Genomic DNA, 15,112 nt, shown 5'->3' with positions numbered 1-15,112 from the left:
CCTAGGCCGAAGCCCTTTCGTCGGAACGGCGTCGGTCCTCATTGAAGTGCAGGTAGACGGGATCGAACTCGGCCGTGGTTACGAGGCCCGGCCAGTCGTGGATGGTCAGGTGGCCACCCTGCAGGACGATCCGGCGCTGCGCGCGCAGGGTCCGCAGTGACCGGTTGAAGTGCACCGCCGTGACACCGACCGCATCGGCCAGCTCCGCCTGCGTCGGCGGTAGGGGACAGGACAGGTCGCCGGCCAGTCCCACGGCGCGCTGGCGCATGTACATCTCGCAGAAGAGATGGGCCGTACGGCCCAGGGATTGCCGGCGGCCGAGCGTCATGATCCGCTCGCGGTAGACCGAGGCATCTACCAGCGTGTCGCGCCAGAGCGCCGCCATGACCCCCGGCCGGCCGACGACGAGGGCGCGCATCGCCTCATGTGGGATGAAGGCTAGCGTGCAGGCCGTGAGGCTCGCCAGCGAATGATCCATCACCGGCAGGTAGAGATGCTGCAGATCCGGAATGTCCCCGGCGATGTAGAACGACAGGATCTGGCGGTCGCCCGTCGCCGTATAGGCGTAGCGGTGAGCCCAGCCCTTGAGGACGAGGCAGCAATGGGCGGGTCGCTCGCCGACCGTGGCGACATCCTCGTGGGGGCCGACCTGCCGGATCATGTGCGGCAGGGCGAGCACGGCTCGTCGCTCCTCGTCGTTCAGACGGATGACGCTGTCGAGCTTGCGAAGGAGTGGCGCCAGGGTCGGGGGTTGAGAGTCAGCCACCGTCACGCCTCGGGCCCGTTCGACCAGACAGTCGTCAAGGTCAGGGTCGCATCCAGTACGGAGGCCCCGGTCGCATCCCGGACGACGACCGCGATCGTATGCCGGTCGTCAACGACGGACTCCTCCCCCGCGATGCCCGTGAGCGTCCGCACGGCGATGGCTCGGACCTCGTCGAGATCACGGCATTCTGTACCGGTCTCGTCCTTATGCAGGCCACCGTTCTCAATCTCGAAGAAATAGCGTGCCAATGCGAAAGTCTCGGGGCGGGCCGGTTCGGTCCAAACTGAGCGCAACAGGAATGGTTGCAGGTCGTCCGCTTGCGTTCACACGGCCGGCTGCGCGAGCCGCAGCTGGGTGGGATCAGTGAGACAGGCATCGGCGCCCCACATCGCGGGCGCTGCGCCACCCCGGGCGACGAGGGCGCCTCCGACGACGACGCGCAAGGCGGGATTGCGCGAGGCCCGACGGATCGCCGGCATCGCCTGGCTCAGGGCGATCGAATGGACTTCGCAGGCGAGGGAGAGACCGAGGACATCGTACCAGCCGTTGGCGAGGTCCGCGAGAAGCGTTGCCAGGGAATTGGGGGTCGTTCCGCCGACGATCGCGGTCGCCCAGCCCGCATCGCGGAAGTGCCCGGCCACGGTGCAGAGGCCGAAGGTGTGGGTCTCCCCTGGCGCTGCAGCGAGAAGAATATGGCCCTTGGGCTGCCCAACCCCATGCTCGACCCGCGACCCGATCGCCTCTCGCAGGAGGGATTGGAGCCGTCCCATCGCCTCGGTGACTTGGAGGAGGTCACAGAAATCCTGCTCCCACATCACGCCGAGATTTTGCGCCACCGGCACCAGTATCTCCCCGGCCAGAACGTGCCATGGGGTGCCGCTGACCGCGTGCCGGGTGATTTCCGTTTGAAACCCGCCAGGATTGTCGAGCAGAAGCCTCGTCAATTCGTGAATATCCCGCGCGGCGGCCTGGACATGCGGGCGATGGATATCGCGAAGTTTCGGAAGGATCTCTTGCTCGACGAGGTCCGAAAGGATGTTGGTGGACGCGCCGACGGCGACACTGGGCGCTCGCCTCTCAGGCTCCAGCGATAGGCGGCAGGAAATTCGGCATCGTCTCGCGTCAAGATATATCGATGACGATCCCTGCGGTCGAACAGGATCGTCTGGAAACGGCATACTCATCGATCAATCGATGGCACATGCCAAAATGAGCCACATTGATAAAAGTCAACCGACCTTTTCCCGCGCATGCAGGTTGATCATGCTGGCCGATAAGCCGGCGGCATCACTTCGTATAGGGGTCCAAATTTTGTTACCTTCAACGACAGGTAGATAGGGTTGCGGCTGTCGAGCCAAGCTTGGTGAGCCGCCTCCCTTCAATTCATCAGCCGACCGCCTTCGTTCGTCCGCGAAGGCGGCCGATCGGGATCACGTCGTTCGAATCAGGCGGTGCCGTTTCCGCCGGTCGCCCCGTAGACCTCTCCGGTCACGTAGCTCGCCTCCTGGCTTGCCAGGAACACGTAGACCGGCGCGAGCTCGACCGGCTGGCCGGGCCGACCCAGCGGCACGTCGGAACCGAACTTCTCGACATTCTCCTGCGGCTGACCGCCCGAGGGCTGCAAGGCTGTCCAGAACGGGCCCGGCGCCACCGCATTCACGCGGATGCCCTTGGCGATCTGCTGCTTGGCCAGCGCCTTCGAGAAGGCGACGATGCCGGCCTTGGTGGTCGCGTAGTCCACCAGGATCTGCGGCGGGTTGTAGGCCACGACCGAGGCCGTGTTGATGATCGACGCGCCCGCCGGCATGTGCGGCAGGGCGGCCTTGGTGATCCAGAACATCGCGTAGAGGTTGGTCTTGAGCGTCCGGTCGAATTGCTCGTCCGTGATGTCGCCGATGTCCTTCTGGTTCGTCTGCTTGCCAGCGTTGTTGACCAGGATGTCGAGGCCGCCCAGATCGGCGACGGCCTTTTTCACGAGCATGTCGCAGAACGCCCTGTCGGTGATGTCGCCCGGCATCAGGACGGCCTTGCGGCCTTCCGCCTCGATCAGCTTGGCGACCTCCCGGGCGTCAGGCATCTCGTCCTCGACGAAGCTGAGCGCCACGTCGGCACCCTCGCGGGCGAACGCGATGGCAGCCGCCCGCCCGATGCCGGAATCGGCGCCGGTCACCAGGGCCTTCCGGCCTGCGAGACGTCCATGCCCTCTGTAGCTGGTCTCGCCGTGGTCGGGCTTCGGGTCCATCGCCTCAGCCAGCCCCGGCGCCTCTTGCGGCTGCCGCGGGAACGGAGGCTGTGGGTACTGCGTGCGGGGGTCCTGCATCGCGAGGCGCTTGTCGGCGGAGTCAGTCATCGGATGTCCTGGGATCTGAATGCGCGACCGGGACGACCATCGTCGCGGTCGCAATAGAGTGGGTCGTAATCCCAGGCCGAACGAGGATGTTCCTGCCCGCGCATCCGAAGTCGCACTCTCGGATCCAGCCGATCGAGGCATGGAAGCCGGCCACGCAGGATCACGCAGTTGTCATCACCCGAAAACAGATCGCGCTCTTAACGTCGCCAACTCGTTCGCATCCTTCGTGAAACTAGGACACATGGGTCAAATGCGCCGCAGTACCTTCATCTGGCGACGCGAGATCTAGTCTCAAATGCCGCAGGCTCTCGACCTTACGGCTCGGAAACGAGGTCAGGCGCGCCCAGTTGCCCAAATCGCAGCCGCCATGTGCTGCCGTTCCGCGCAACACTGCGTCCGTCTGAGGCTTCCTGCGCCATGCGACTGCCACCGGATGATCGCGTGCACTCCAGCGCGGAGGCGTTCCGCGCCTTCATCCGCGATGCCCCGTTTCCCTGCGTAGGTGCGAAATCCGCCCTCTCGCATGGGCGGTTGAGGATTGTCGTCGCCCGCGACATCCGGTCGAGCTGGGACGACATGCGGATCTACCCCGCCCTGCTCGCCTTCATCGCGAGCTACAAGGCGCAGCCCGATCTGTTCCAGAGCTTCGCCGTCGTCTTCGAGGGGCCGGGCGACCTCGACGAGGCGGGGTTCGAGGATCGGCTCTGGCGCCGCGTCCAGTCGTTTTCGGACAAAGACGCGTCCCTCGGTCTTCCCCACGACGATCGGGTCGCCAGCGATCCCGAGAACCCGCATTTCTCGCTGAGTTTCGGCGGCGAGGCCTTCTTCGTCGTCGGCCTCCACCCCCGGGCGAGCCGTCCCGCGCGGCGGTTCGCATCGCCGGCGCTCGTCTTCAATCTGCACGCGCAATTCGAGCGCCTGCGCGCCGAAGGGCGCTACGAGAAGCTGCGGACCTCGATCCTAGACCGCGACCTCGATTTGGCGGGCAGCCTCAACCCGATGCTCGCGCGCCACGGCGAGACGTCCGAGGCCCGCCAGTACAGCAAGCGGGCGGTCGGCGACGAGTGGCGCTGCCCGTTCCGAGGGCGGCCGGACACATCGCGGGACAAGGCCGGACGACCGCAACACGACCTGCCGTTCGACCAGCTGTTTCCGGTCGGCGGTCCATGGCGCTCGGCGCAGGCTGGGGAGAAGACGCGATGATGGACCAGTCCAAGGCACCGATCCTCGATGCGCTGGCCGCCGTCGAGCGCGGCAGCATCGCGGGCTTCGGCGGTCCCGGCCACGACGAGGGGCGGGCGGCCTCAGCCGACATCGTCGCCCTCCTCGGCGAACGGGCATTCCGGGCCGACGTGCTGACACCCAAGGGGCTCGACGACCGCACGGAGTCCTTCGGGGTGATGCAGCAGGCCTACCGCCTTGCGGCCGAGGCCTGGGGCGCGGAGCTCTGCCGCTTCTCGACCGGTGGCTCGACGCAGAGCATTCAGACCGCCGTCGCGGCCGTCGCGGGCCCCGGCGACACGGTGCTGATCGCCGCCAACGAGCACAAGGCGGCCTTCAGCACGGCCGTCTACGCGGGCGTGAACCTCGTGGCGATCCCGCCGGTGATCGACCGGGAGCGGGACGTCGAGCACGGCACCGATCCCGCGGCGCTCGCCCGGCTTCTGGACCTCCATCCGAACGCGAAGGCCGCGCTCGTGATCAGCCCGACCTTCTTCGGCGTGACGAGCGACATCCGTGCCCTTGCGGAGGTCTGCCACGCCCGCGGCGTTCCCCTGATCGTCGACGCCGCCTGGGGCGCGGCCTACCCGTTCTGCGACCGCCTGCCGGACAACCCGATGGCCCTCGGCGCGGACGTCATGGTGGTGAGCGTACACAAGACGATGGGCGCGCTCGCGCAGGGCTCATTCATGCTGGTCTCCGGCGACCTGATCGACCGCGAGCGGTTCGTCTGGGCATTCGAGATGCTCCAGTGCACGAGCCCCTCGGTGCCGATCCTGGCGTCGCTGGACGCGACCCGACGTGTCCATGTCGCCGAGGGGCAGCGGCTCTGGCAGCGCGTGGTCGACCTCGCCGACTCGGTCCGGGATCGTCTCGCGTCCGTCGACGGGATCGCGATCTACGGACGGGAGATGATCGGCGGTCCCGGCGCGCACGACCTCGATCCGACCTTCCTGATTCTCGACGTACGCGGGCTTGGGATGTCCGGCTACGAGGCCGACGAGTGGCTCCAGGCCGAATGGAAGGTGAGCGCAGTGCTGGGCGACCTGCGCCACATTGGGTTCAGCTTCTCGCTCGGCACGACCGATGCGGACGCCGAGCGTCTCGTTGAGGGCGTCCGCGACTTGGCCGCTGCGGCCAAAAGGGGCGATGCCCGCTTCCACGCGATCCCGGACGACGCGCCGGACTACGCCTCGCTCGCGCCAGCAATCCCGACGGCGCCTGCACTTCCACCCCCGCAGGCCGCAGCGGCGAAGTTCGATCGCGTACCCTACGAGCAGGCTGTCGGACGGATCGCCGGGCAGTCGGTCGCGGTCGTACCCCCCGCCATTCCCCGCCTGCTCCCGGGGCAGATGATCACCGCCGCGCAGGTCGCCTTTCTCCGGGCGAACCTGGGGGCCGGAGCGTTCATCCTCGACCCGGACGAGCATGGCGACGGTTTGGTCCGCGTCGTGCGCGAGAACTGACCCGCCAACGGGCGGAGAAAAAGGGCGCGTGCCCTCGATGCGACCCGACTTGGGCCGACGAAGTCGAACCCCTTCGGGATCGACAGCCGCTCAGATCAGGACACCGGACAACCCGAGCCACGTCGCCATCGACCTCAGCTCTTCGGACAACCGCTCCATCGTCTCCGCCGGCGCCCCGGGCTCAAGGTGCGTGCGCAGGACGATCAGCGCGCCGGCCCTGCGGTCCGCCTTCAGGTCGACGCGGGCGACGAGCGCGCCGTCCAGCAGGAACGGCAAAACGTAGTAGCCGTGCTCGCGCTTATGGGCGGGCGTGTAAATCTCGAGACGGTACCGGAACCCGAACAGCCGCTCGGTCCGCGGACGGTGCCAGACGAGCGGGTCGAACGGCGACAGGAGAACCGCCCCGCGGTGCCGGCGGCCGGACCGCGCATCCCGGTGCAGATAGGTCTGCTGCCGCCTCCCGCGGACGGTCGCCGGGACAAGGACGCCCTCCTCGACGAGCTGCTCGATGGCCAGCCGCGCGTCAGTCGGCGGTAGACGGTAGTAGTCGCGCAGGTCGTTCGCGGTTCCGACGCCGAGCGCCCGCGCCGATCGCGCGACGAGCTCCCGACGGGCATCCGCGGGATCTGGGGTCGGCCGGGCGAGGACGGACCGGGGCAGCACCCGTTCGGGTAGGTCGTACACGCGCTCAAAGCTACTCCGCCGATGCGTCGACGCGATCAGGCCGGCCCAGAAGAGCCATTCGAGCGCGTGCTTGGCATCGCTCCAGGCCCACATGCCCTTGGAAGACTTCGGTGACGCGATCTCCGATGCCGCCAACGGGCCTTCCCGTTCAATTCGGGCGAGCAGGGCGTCGGCCTCCGCGCGGCGCGCGCCCGCGAACGGTTCGAGCCGGCTCCAGACGCCACGGCCCTCGCGCGCGCGGTCCATGCGCCAGCGTAGCAGGGGCTGGAGTTCGATCGGCAGCAGGGACGCCTCGTGGCCCCAGTACTCGAAGACGCATTTCGATCGGGCGATCGTCAGGATGTCGAGTGTGCCGCGATCGTAGGCTCCCAGACGCGAAAACAGCGGCATGTAGTGGGCACGGACCAAGATGTTCACGCTGTCGATTTGAAGGAGGCCGAGCCGGCCGATCACCCGGCGCATCCGTGCGGCGTCCACATCGAGCGATCGCGGCCGCGCACCGAAACCCTGTGCGGTCAGGGCGATGCGGCGTGCCTCGGAGTCTGACAGTTCGGTTGTCAGGATGCCCTCCGGATCCCGTGCGGCTGACAGGCAAGGCGGAGCCAGATCATCCGCATTTCGCGATCGATAGGTCTCTGGGATAGTTCATGGCAATCCGGGTTCTCAAGACGGCTGAGACTGTCGTCCCATCCTCGGACCGATGATGAACGAGCCGGCGTCGTGCGCTCGACCTGCCGGACCGCCATTTCGCGGACGATCTGCGGCCCGGGGTTTGTCTGCTTTGGAGAAGTTGAAGGAAACTGTTGAGTGACCGGGATGGGCGCGAAGCAGCCAGAGGAGCCGTCCAGTACACGTCCGCTATTGGGATCCGAAGGAGTACGCATGAACGACTGCGTTGGGTCGACACCGGACGGATGGCTTCGCGCGGCTGAACGTCCGCTACCGGGCGTGGAGCCAACTTCTGCTCATGGCGCATCGCGGTCCTTCGGTCATGCAGGCGCGAATGGGAGAGAACTGCTGGTCTCCTTCGTTGTACAGCTTGATGGTGTTTGCAGCCTGACGACAGCCGAGATCCTGTATTCCTGGATGGCATCCCTCGAGGCGACCGAGGCGGTGGCAGCTCGCCCACAGGGCCGACCGTGCCGCTCGAAGCTCGACCCGTATGAGGCTTTCCTACGCGAGCGGATCGCAGAACAGGATGACATCAATCTGGAAGAGATGCGCACCGGCTCGGCGAGGATCGAAATCTGACGGTGGAGCTCGGCAATCTGTGGCGGTTCCTCGACGCGCGCGATCACACCTCCGAAAAAGACCGCCCATGCAGCTGAGCAGGACCACCCAGCTGTGAGGGCAGTACGCCAGGCGTGGTTCGTGGGCCAGCCCGATCTCGACCCGAGCCGACTGGTGTTCATCAACGCGACGGGTACGACGGCTAACATGACGCGCGGGCGCTGTGTCTGGGGCGAGCGCCTGCGCTCGGGTGTGCCGCACGGCGATTGGCAGACCACTACCTTCGTGGTGGGCCTACGTCTCTTCGAGATGGTCGCGCCGTTCGTGCTGGACGGACCGGTCAATCGTAAGACCTTCCAGGCCTACGCCGGACCAGGTGCTTATGAGGAAATCCGCCCGCCACAAGTGCTATCTGCGCCTTGCTGCGGCTTGCCGTCGCATCCGCCAAATGTTTTCGTTACCCGGAGCGTTACCCCACCAGCTTTAGAAGCCTATCAAATATTGTCCAAGTGATTGAGATATATGGCGCGCCCGAAAGGATTCGAACCTCTGACCCCCAGATTCGTAGTCTGGTGCTCTATCCAGCTGAGCTACGGGCGCCTGACACGGCGGCGGGCTCTCGGCTCGCCGGTGTGAGGGGGCTTCTAGAGGCTCGGATCGGGCTTGGCAAGACACCTTGCGCGACGCCGGCCCATCACGCCGGGCTACAGGATCCGCGCACTCGCCTTCACCCGCTCCTCCGCGGCCCGGATCGCCTCCGGGGTGCCGACATGCAGCCACTGGCCGTCGAGGCGCATGCCGAACAGCCGGCCCTTCGTGATCGCCCGGTCGAACAGCAGGTTGAGCGAGAAGGCGCCCTCCGGCGTGTCGGCAAACAGCGCCGGGTCCAGGATCGCCACGCCGGCGTAGATGAAGGGCGCCACCTCGCGCTCGCCGCGCCGCTCCAGGCGGCCGTCCGGATCCATCACGAAATCCCCGGCGCCCTCGTAGCCGAGGCTCGTGGCGGTGGGCGCCACCAGCAGGAGACCGTCCATGCGCGCCCCGTCCCAGGTCTCGATCAGCCGCCGCAGGTTCGAGGCCGGCCCTTCGAGCCAGAACGAGTCCGAGTTCAGCACCACGAAGGGCGCGTTCCCCAGCATCGGCAGCGCCTTGCGGATGCCGCCGCCCGTCTCCAGCAGCGCCGCCCGCTCGTCGGACACGCGCGTGGCCGGTCCTGAGGCGCCCCCTTCGGCCCGGCGGGCGAGATGGCCCTCGATGAGGTCGGCGAGATAGTGGACGTTGACGATCGCGGTCCCAATCCCGGCCTCGTCTATCCGGTCCAGGGCGTGGTCGAGGAGCGCCTTGCCGGCCACCTCCACCAGGGGTTTCGGCACCGTGGCGGTCACCGGCCGCATGCGCTTGCCCAGGCCCGCGGCCAGGACGAAGGCGCGGCTGACGGCGGGAACGGGCTCGCTCATGCGGTCAGGGTCCGGTGGTCAGGGTTCGGGGGCGGGGGCGACGAGGCCCGGCAGATGGTCCGCGTGCCAGGCCCGCAGCCCGGCCAGCGCCGGATGGGCGAGGTTGCGCGCGAGGTAACCCTCGATCCGCGGCAGGTGGGCGAGGTAGCCGGGCTTGCCGTCGCGCCGATCGAGCCGGGCGAAGATGCCGAGGATCTTGGTGGCGCGCTGCGCGGCCAGCAGCGCGTAGGCGGTGGCGAAGGCGCCGACATCGAAAGCCGGATCCTTCCCCCGGCGCTCGCGGGCGTAGAGGCCGAGCAGCCGCAGCTCGAACTCCGCGCTGGTATCGACCCGGGCATCCTGCAGCAGCGATGCGACGTCGTAGGCCGGGTGGCCCATCACGGCGTCCTGGAAGTCGATCAGGCCGACCCGCTCCAGCCCGTCCCGTTCCGGCAGCCAGATCAGGTTCGGCGAGTGGTAGTCACGCAGGGTCCAGGTCGGCCGGTCCGGGACCGCGCCCTGCAGGGCCTCGCGCCACAGGTCCACGAAGGCGCCCCGCGCCGCCGCCGACAGCGTGACGTCGCGGATCGCCGGCGCGTACCAGTCGGGCATCAACTCCGCCTCGAACAGCAGGGCCTCGACGTCGTAGGGCGGCAGCACGTGCTCGATCCCGTCCGCCACCGGCAGGACCGAGGGCAGCGGCGTGGCGTGGAGCTTGGCGAGCAGCCGCACGGCCTCGGAATAGCGCTCGGGCCGGGGGGCGCCGGCCTCCACCACGGGCTCGGTGCCGAGATCCTCCAGGATCAGCAGCCCCTCGGCAAGGTCCTCGCCGTAGATCCTGGGCGCCGAGAAGCCGAGCGCCCGAAGGCCGCGGTCGAGGGCCACGAAGGCGTGGACGCTCTCGGCCAGATGGACGATCGCGCTGTAGGGCTTGCCGTCGCGCACGGGCGGCCCGTCCGGCCGGGGCGGCGCGATCATCAGCACGGCGCTGGTACCATCGGGCTTGGTCAGGCGCTCGTAGGCGCGGGAGGAGGCGTCCCCCTGCATCAGCGTGCGCTCGGCGATGTCCCAGCCGCTCCGGTCGAGGAGCCGGCGTACCGCCCGGGCCCGGTCCAGGCGCGCGCGCATGCCGCCGGTGCCGTCGACCCGGGCGAGCCGGGCCTCGGGTCCGAACTCCGCCCGCAGGGACAGGTCGACGGTGAGCACCGGGCCGTCGCGGGGCGGCATCCGGTCCGGCCACTCGACCAGGGTGATCGCGCCTTCGGCCATCTCGTCGAAGCCGAGCTCCACCAGCTCGTCGGGGTCGCGCAGCCGGTAGAGGTCGGCGTGGATGATCGCGCGGCCGTCGCGGGCCGTGTAGGGCTGGATCAGCGTGAAGGTCGGGCTCGGCACCTCAAGCCGCGGCGCGCCGGCCAGCTCGCGGATCACCGCGCGGGCGAGCGTCGTCTTGCCACCGCCGAGGCCGCCCGAGAGCGCCACGACGTCGCCCGGCAGCAGGAACTCGGACAGGAACAGTCCGAGATCCTCGGTGGCCGTCTCCTCCGGCAACACGAATTCCCACGGGGCCGGCGGCGCGGATGCGCCCGGTGCCCCGTCGGCCGTGTGCCCGTCTTGTTCGTCTCCGCCCAACGCCCGCCTCCGAGACCCGAGGGCGCATGGTCCGGAAACACGCCACGGATGCAAGCGTTTCCGGCCACGGTTGTGCGCTTCCCGCCCGCCCGGTGCACCGAAAGCACGCTCGTGCGGGCCCGTCACCGATCGCCGTCGGCGTGCCGCGCTTGGCACACGCCTTGCCGAGGGGCGCGGGCGGGGCGCCTTGTTGCCCGTCCGTGATCAGGCAGGGAGAGAACGATGAAGCGCGAGGACCTCACCGAGAAGCTGCTCGACATCAAGCGCGAGAAGGGCTGGAGCTGGAAGCACATCCACGAGGCGATCGGCGGCCTCTCGCCGTTCCTGATCACGGCGGCCTGCATGGGCCAGATGAAGCTGCCGAAGGCACAGGCGAAGCGCGCGGCCGAGCTGTTCGGGCTGACCGAGGCGGAGGAGCGGATGCTCAACGAGCCGCCCTACCGCGGCTCGATCCCCACGATGCCGCCGACCGACCCGCTGATCTACCGGTTCTACGAGCTGGTGATGGTCTACGGCACGACTTTCAAGGAGCTGATCCAGGAGGAATTCGGCGACGGCATCATGTCGGCGATCGACTTCAACATGGACATGGCCCGGGAGGCCAACAACAAGGGCGACCGGGTGAAACTCACCATGTCGGGCAAGTTCCTGCCGTACAAGTATTACGGCAACGACGATGAGACGCCGGAATATGGGTTCAAGGAGGGCTGAGCGGTCCGGAGGGCTTCTCCATTCGGCACCAACGCCATTGAAGCAGGGCGCTTTTCCCCTCCCCCTTGCGGGGAGGGGTCAGGGGTCAGGGGTGGGGGTGGTTCAGGATCGAGCGGTCCGGTGCCTTCTGCACCACCCCCACCTCCAACTCCTCCCCGCAAGGGGGAGGAGAGAGCGCCTCGGCCTACGAAGTGTGAATATCAGCTCTGCGGGGAAGGGAGATGCGGTGGAGGCCGTATCGCCCTACCCCACCGCCGGCTGCCCCTCCGGCTCCAGATAATCCTGCACCGGCTGCGCCGGCCCGCCGCGCATCAGCACGTAGAGGAACGGCACCAACAGCAGCGTCGCCGGCGTCGCGAAGGCGATGCCGCCCATCACGGCGCGGGCGAGGGCGGCGTTCTGCTCGCCCCCCTCGCCGGTGCCCAAGGCCATCGGGATCAACCCCAGAAACATCGCCGAGGCGGTCATCAGCACCGGCCGCAGCCGGGTCTCGCCCGCCGTGATCGCCGCCTCCAGGGCGCCGCAGCCCGTCTCCTCCCGGTGCTCCTTGGCGAAGGTCACGAGCAGGATCGAGTTCGCCGAGGCGATGCCCACCGACATGATCGCCCCGAAGATCGACGGGATCGAGAAGGTCGTGCCGGTCACGAACAGCGCGAAGGTGATGCCGCAGAACGCCATCGGCAGGGCGGCGATGACCACGAACGGGTCGCCCCAGCTCTGGTAGTTCACCGCCATCAGCAGATAGACGGCGATCAGCGCGATGCCGAGGCCGATCTCCAGCCGGAAGAAGGCCGAGCGCATGTTCTCGATCTGACCGCGCACCGCGATCTTGTCGGGCGCCTCCAGGTTCTTCTGCTCGTCCTGCACGATGGCGTCGATGTCCCGCGCCACGGATCCGAGATCCCGGTCCTGCACCGCGGCGTAGATGTCGAAGGTCGGCTGGATGTTGACGTGGCTGATCATGGTCTGCGTCGGCGTCCGGCGCAGGTCGGCGAGGCTGGAGAGAAGCGTCAGCACCCCGGGGCCGGAGCCGGAGGTCGCGGCCGCGCGCACGAACATCGGCGTGTTGCGCAGGTCGTTCAGCGAGCTGTTGCGGTACTCGGGCGTCTGCACCCAGAGCTGATAGGGGATGCCGGTCTTCGGATCGGGCCAGAAGTTGGGCGTCACCTGGTAGCTGCCCGAGAGCGAGATGTTCATGTTCTGCGCCACCTGCTGCTCGGTCAGGCCGAGTTCGGAGGCGAGGCGCCGGTCGACGTCGACGTAGAATTGCGGCTCGTTGACGATCTGCTGCAGGTGGACGTCCACCAGCCCCTTGGTGTGCTTCAGCCGCTGGACGATGCGCTGGGCGACCTCCAGGTCCTTCTCCTTGTGCCGCCCGGAGACCTGCACGTCGATCGGCGTGATGACGCCGAAGTTCAGGATCTGGGTGATCATGTCGGCGGGCTGGAAGTAGACGACCATGTCGGGGAAGCGCTTCATCAGCACCGCGCGCAGCCGCTTGGTGTAGCCCGCCGCCGAGCCATGGCCCTCCTTGAGGCTGATGAGCATCTGCCCGTCGTTGTAGGAGACGAACGAGCCGTCCGAGAACGCGAAATTGTAGTTGTTCGACGGCAGGCCGAGGTTCTGGAGGATCTGGTCGACCTCGCCGGGCGGGATGACCTCGCGGACCGTGTCCTCGACCTCGGCGAAGACCTGCCGGGCGGTCTCGATACGCATGCCGGTGCGGGTGCGCAGATGCATGGTCATCTGGCTCGCCTCGATCTGCGGGAAGTAATCCTGTCCGACGAAGGTGAACAGCACGCCGGTCATCCCGAGCACGAAGCCGGCGACCCCCAGGGTGACGATCCGGTGGCGCAGTACCGCGTGCAGCAGGCCGACATAGCTCCTGTGAAACCGCGCGAACCCGCGCTCGAAGGCGCCGTGAATCCGGCCGGCGAGCCGCATCACCGGGGCGCCAATCAGGCCGACGGCGCGCGCGATCCGGCCCCGCCGCGGCGGCTCATGCTCACTCCGATCCTTGGCGTGCTTCTGCCGGTATTCCGGCGCCACGATCACGTCGATGAGCAGCGGGACCAGGGTCCGCGACAGCAGGTAGGAGGTCAGCATCGCGAACACCACCGCGAGCGCCTGCGGGGTGAACAGGTACTTCGGCGTGTCGGTCAGGGCGAACACCGCCGTGAAGGCCGCGCAGATCGCCAGCGTCGAGATCAGCGCGGGCTTGGCGATGCCGGCGGCGCCGTGCACCACGCTCTTGCGGAACTCCTCGCCCTCCTCGAACAGGCGGTAAGTATTCTCGATCGCCACCGTGGCGTCGTCCACCAGGATGCCGACCGCGAGCGCCAGCCCGCCCAGCGTCATCACGTTGATGGTCTCGCCGAGTGCCGCCAGCACGGCCAGCGAGGTCATGACGCAGAGCGGGATCGAGATCAGCACGATGATCGTCGAGCGCCAGGAGCCGAGGAACAGCAGGATGGCCAGGCCCGTCAGGGCCGCCGCGGTCAGCGCCTCGTGCAGCACGCCCTCGATGGCGTTCGAGACGAAGACCGACTGGTCGAACAGCTGCTTGATCGACAACCCGTCGGGCGCCGCCGCGCGGATCGTCGGCATCGCCGCCTTGACGTTGTTGACGACGTTCAGCGTCGAGGCGGTGCCGTTCTTGATGATCTGCATCAGCACGGCCTGCTGGCCGTCGGCGCTGACCACGTTGACCTGCGGCGGGCCGCCGTCGCGGACATAGGCCACGTCGCGCACCAGCACGGGCTGGCCGGCCACCACCTTGATGGGCGCGGTGTTGAGGGTCTCGATCGAGGGCGGCGTGGCGTTGAGCTGGACCGGGTATTGCTGCTCGCCGATCTTGGCGAGGCCGGACGGCACCGTCAGGTTCTGGGCCGTCATGGCGTTGGTGACGTCGAGCGGCGTCAGGCCGAGCGCCTGCAGGGCGTTGAGGTCGAGATCGACCATGATCTGCCGGGGCGCGCCGCCGAAGGGCGACGGCAGGGTCGAGCCCGGCACCTGCGCGAGCGTCTGGCGGATCCGGTACTGGGCGTAGTCGTAGACCTCGTTGAGGCTCTGCTTGGCGGAGGTCAGGGCGAGCTGGATCACCGGCACCGAGGAGGCCGAGTAGCGCACGATCACCGGCGGCTGCGTCCCGGGGGGCATCACGGCGCGGATCGAGTTGGTGGAGGAGACCACCTGGGCGATGGCGAGATCGAGGCTGACCGAGGGGTCGAAGTAGATCCGCTGGACCGCCGTGCCCTGGAGCGTCGTCGACTCCATGCGGCGGATGTTGTTGACGTTGTTGGAGATGCCGTACTCGGCATAGGTCGTGACGCGCTGCTCCATCTCCGGCGCGGACAGGCCGGTATAGGTCCAGACCACCACGACGACCGGGATGTCGACGACCGGCAGCACGTCCTTCGGCGTGACGATGATGGCGCCGACGCCGCCGAGCATCATCAGCACGGCGAGCACGTAGGTCGTGATCCGGAACTTGAGCGCGTAGAGGACGAGGCCCATGCGGTCTCCGCCGGCCGGCGGCGAGCCGGCAACTCCGCGTTGTGTACCGGCGAGCCGCTACACCCGGACTGTTTCGCTATCACGTCCAGGCAGGCAAGAGGCG

11 protein-coding genes, 1 tRNA gene and 1 pseudogene are annotated in these 15,112 nt (G+C 67.9%); 4 read left to right on the top strand and 9 right to left on the bottom strand.

What is annotated here, in order from left to right; genetic code table 11:
* Position 1: 1 nt before the first annotated feature.
* The 4 genes from ACLBX9_RS08030 to ACLBX9_RS08015 form a co-directional block, all read right to left on the bottom strand.
* On the bottom strand, positions 2-766 hold the full coding sequence (locus ACLBX9_RS08030) for a Crp/Fnr family transcriptional regulator (protein ID WP_447718536.1): 765 nt from the start codon (positions 764-766) through the stop codon (positions 2-4).
* Positions 767-768: 2 nt separating this feature from the next.
* Positions 769-1,014 (bottom strand): DUF6894 family protein, encoded by a 246-nt coding sequence (locus tag ACLBX9_RS08025; protein ID WP_447718535.1) that lies wholly within the window; start codon positions 1,012-1,014, stop codon positions 769-771.
* A 75-nt stretch (positions 1,015-1,089) separates the two neighbouring features.
* Positions 1,090-1,950, bottom strand: a complete 861-nt coding sequence (locus tag ACLBX9_RS08020; RefSeq protein ID WP_447718534.1) for a cobalamin B12-binding domain-containing protein — start codon at positions 1,948-1,950, stop codon at positions 1,090-1,092.
* Between the two features lie 260 nt (positions 1,951-2,210).
* Positions 2,211-3,116, bottom strand: coding sequence for an SDR family oxidoreductase (locus tag ACLBX9_RS08015; protein WP_447718533.1), 906 nt, complete (start codon positions 3,114-3,116; stop codon positions 2,211-2,213).
* Between the two features lie 417 nt (positions 3,117-3,533).
* Between ACLBX9_RS08015 and gntA the strand changes: the two genes are divergently transcribed.
* Positions 3,534-4,319, top strand: coding sequence for a guanitoxin biosynthesis heme-dependent pre-guanitoxin N-hydroxylase GntA (gene gntA / locus ACLBX9_RS08010; protein WP_447718532.1), 786 nt, complete (start codon positions 3,534-3,536; stop codon positions 4,317-4,319).
* Positions 4,316-5,803 carry an aminotransferase class I/II-fold pyridoxal phosphate-dependent enzyme gene (locus ACLBX9_RS08005; protein WP_447718531.1) on the top strand — a complete coding sequence of 496 codons (1,488 nt, stop codon included), beginning with the start codon at positions 4,316-4,318 and terminating at the stop codon, positions 5,801-5,803. Before gntA ends, ACLBX9_RS08005 begins: the two co-directional genes overlap by 4 nt.
* A gap of 90 nt (positions 5,804-5,893) precedes the next feature.
* On the opposite strand, the gene ACLBX9_RS08000 is transcribed toward ACLBX9_RS08005, so the two are convergent.
* Complete coding sequence (locus ACLBX9_RS08000) at positions 5,894-7,048, bottom strand: winged helix-turn-helix domain-containing protein (RefSeq protein ID WP_447718607.1); 1,155 nt, start codon at positions 7,046-7,048, stop codon at positions 5,894-5,896.
* A 522-nt stretch (positions 7,049-7,570) separates the two neighbouring features.
* Between ACLBX9_RS08000 and ACLBX9_RS07995 the strand changes: the two are divergent.
* A pseudogene (locus ACLBX9_RS07995) lies at positions 7,571-8,128 on the top strand (IS630 family transposase); the annotation flags it as partial.
* Positions 8,129-8,240: 112 nt separating this feature from the next.
* Here the strand turns inward: ACLBX9_RS07995 and ACLBX9_RS07990 are convergent.
* From ACLBX9_RS07990 to tsaE, 3 genes are all read right to left on the bottom strand, one after another.
* Positions 8,241-8,317: transfer RNA gene (locus tag ACLBX9_RS07990), tRNA-Arg, on the bottom strand.
* Positions 8,318-8,421: 104 nt separating this feature from the next.
* A complete protein-coding gene (locus tag ACLBX9_RS07985; protein WP_447718530.1) occupies positions 8,422-9,174 on the bottom strand; it encodes a nucleotidyltransferase family protein in 753 nt (250 codons plus the stop codon).
* An 18-nt stretch (positions 9,175-9,192) separates the two neighbouring features.
* Positions 9,193-10,782 (bottom strand): tRNA (adenosine(37)-N6)-threonylcarbamoyltransferase complex ATPase subunit type 1 TsaE, encoded by a 1,590-nt coding sequence (gene tsaE, locus ACLBX9_RS07980; RefSeq protein ID WP_447718529.1) that lies wholly within the window; start codon positions 10,780-10,782, stop codon positions 9,193-9,195.
* A gap of 222 nt (positions 10,783-11,004) precedes the next feature.
* Between tsaE and cynS the strand changes: the two genes are divergently transcribed.
* Positions 11,005-11,493 (top strand): cyanase, encoded by a 489-nt coding sequence (cynS, locus tag ACLBX9_RS07975; RefSeq protein WP_010684910.1) that lies wholly within the window; start codon positions 11,005-11,007, stop codon positions 11,491-11,493.
* 243 nt (positions 11,494-11,736) lie between these two features.
* On the opposite strand, the gene ACLBX9_RS07970 is transcribed toward cynS, so the two are convergent.
* The gene (locus tag ACLBX9_RS07970) at positions 11,737-15,009 is read right to left on the bottom strand and encodes an efflux RND transporter permease subunit (RefSeq protein WP_447718528.1); all 3,273 of its coding nucleotides are present in this window, start codon (positions 15,007-15,009) and stop codon (positions 11,737-11,739) included.
* Between the last annotated feature and the right edge of the window lie 103 nt (positions 15,010-15,112).

The organism is Methylobacterium sp. A49B (assembly GCF_053346215.1).
The sequence above is the reverse complement of the archived record's forward strand: the minus strand, read 5'-3'. Positions and strand labels throughout refer to the sequence as shown.

What these genes read in the sequence shown, in the direction of transcription:
- ACLBX9_RS08020 (WP_447718534.1), bottom strand. Translation starts at nt 1,950, where the DNA reads ATGAGTATGCCGTTTCCAGACGATCCTGTTCGACCGCAGGGATCGTCA.
- ACLBX9_RS08015 (WP_447718533.1), bottom strand. Translation starts at nt 3,116, where the DNA reads ATGACTGACTCCGCCGACAAGCGCCTCGCGATGCAGGACCCCCGCACG.
- gntA (WP_447718532.1), top strand. Translation starts at nt 3,534, where the DNA reads ATGCGACTGCCACCGGATGATCGCGTGCACTCCAGCGCGGAGGCGTTC.
- ACLBX9_RS08005 (WP_447718531.1), top strand. Translation starts at nt 4,316, where the DNA reads ATGATGGACCAGTCCAAGGCACCGATCCTCGATGCGCTGGCCGCCGTC.
- ACLBX9_RS07985 (WP_447718530.1), bottom strand. Translation starts at nt 9,174, where the DNA reads ATGAGCGAGCCCGTTCCCGCCGTCAGCCGCGCCTTCGTCCTGGCCGCG.
- cynS (WP_010684910.1), top strand. Translation starts at nt 11,005, where the DNA reads ATGAAGCGCGAGGACCTCACCGAGAAGCTGCTCGACATCAAGCGCGAG.
- ACLBX9_RS07970 (WP_447718528.1), bottom strand. Translation starts at nt 15,009, where the DNA reads ATGGGCCTCGTCCTCTACGCGCTCAAGTTCCGGATCACGACCTACGTG.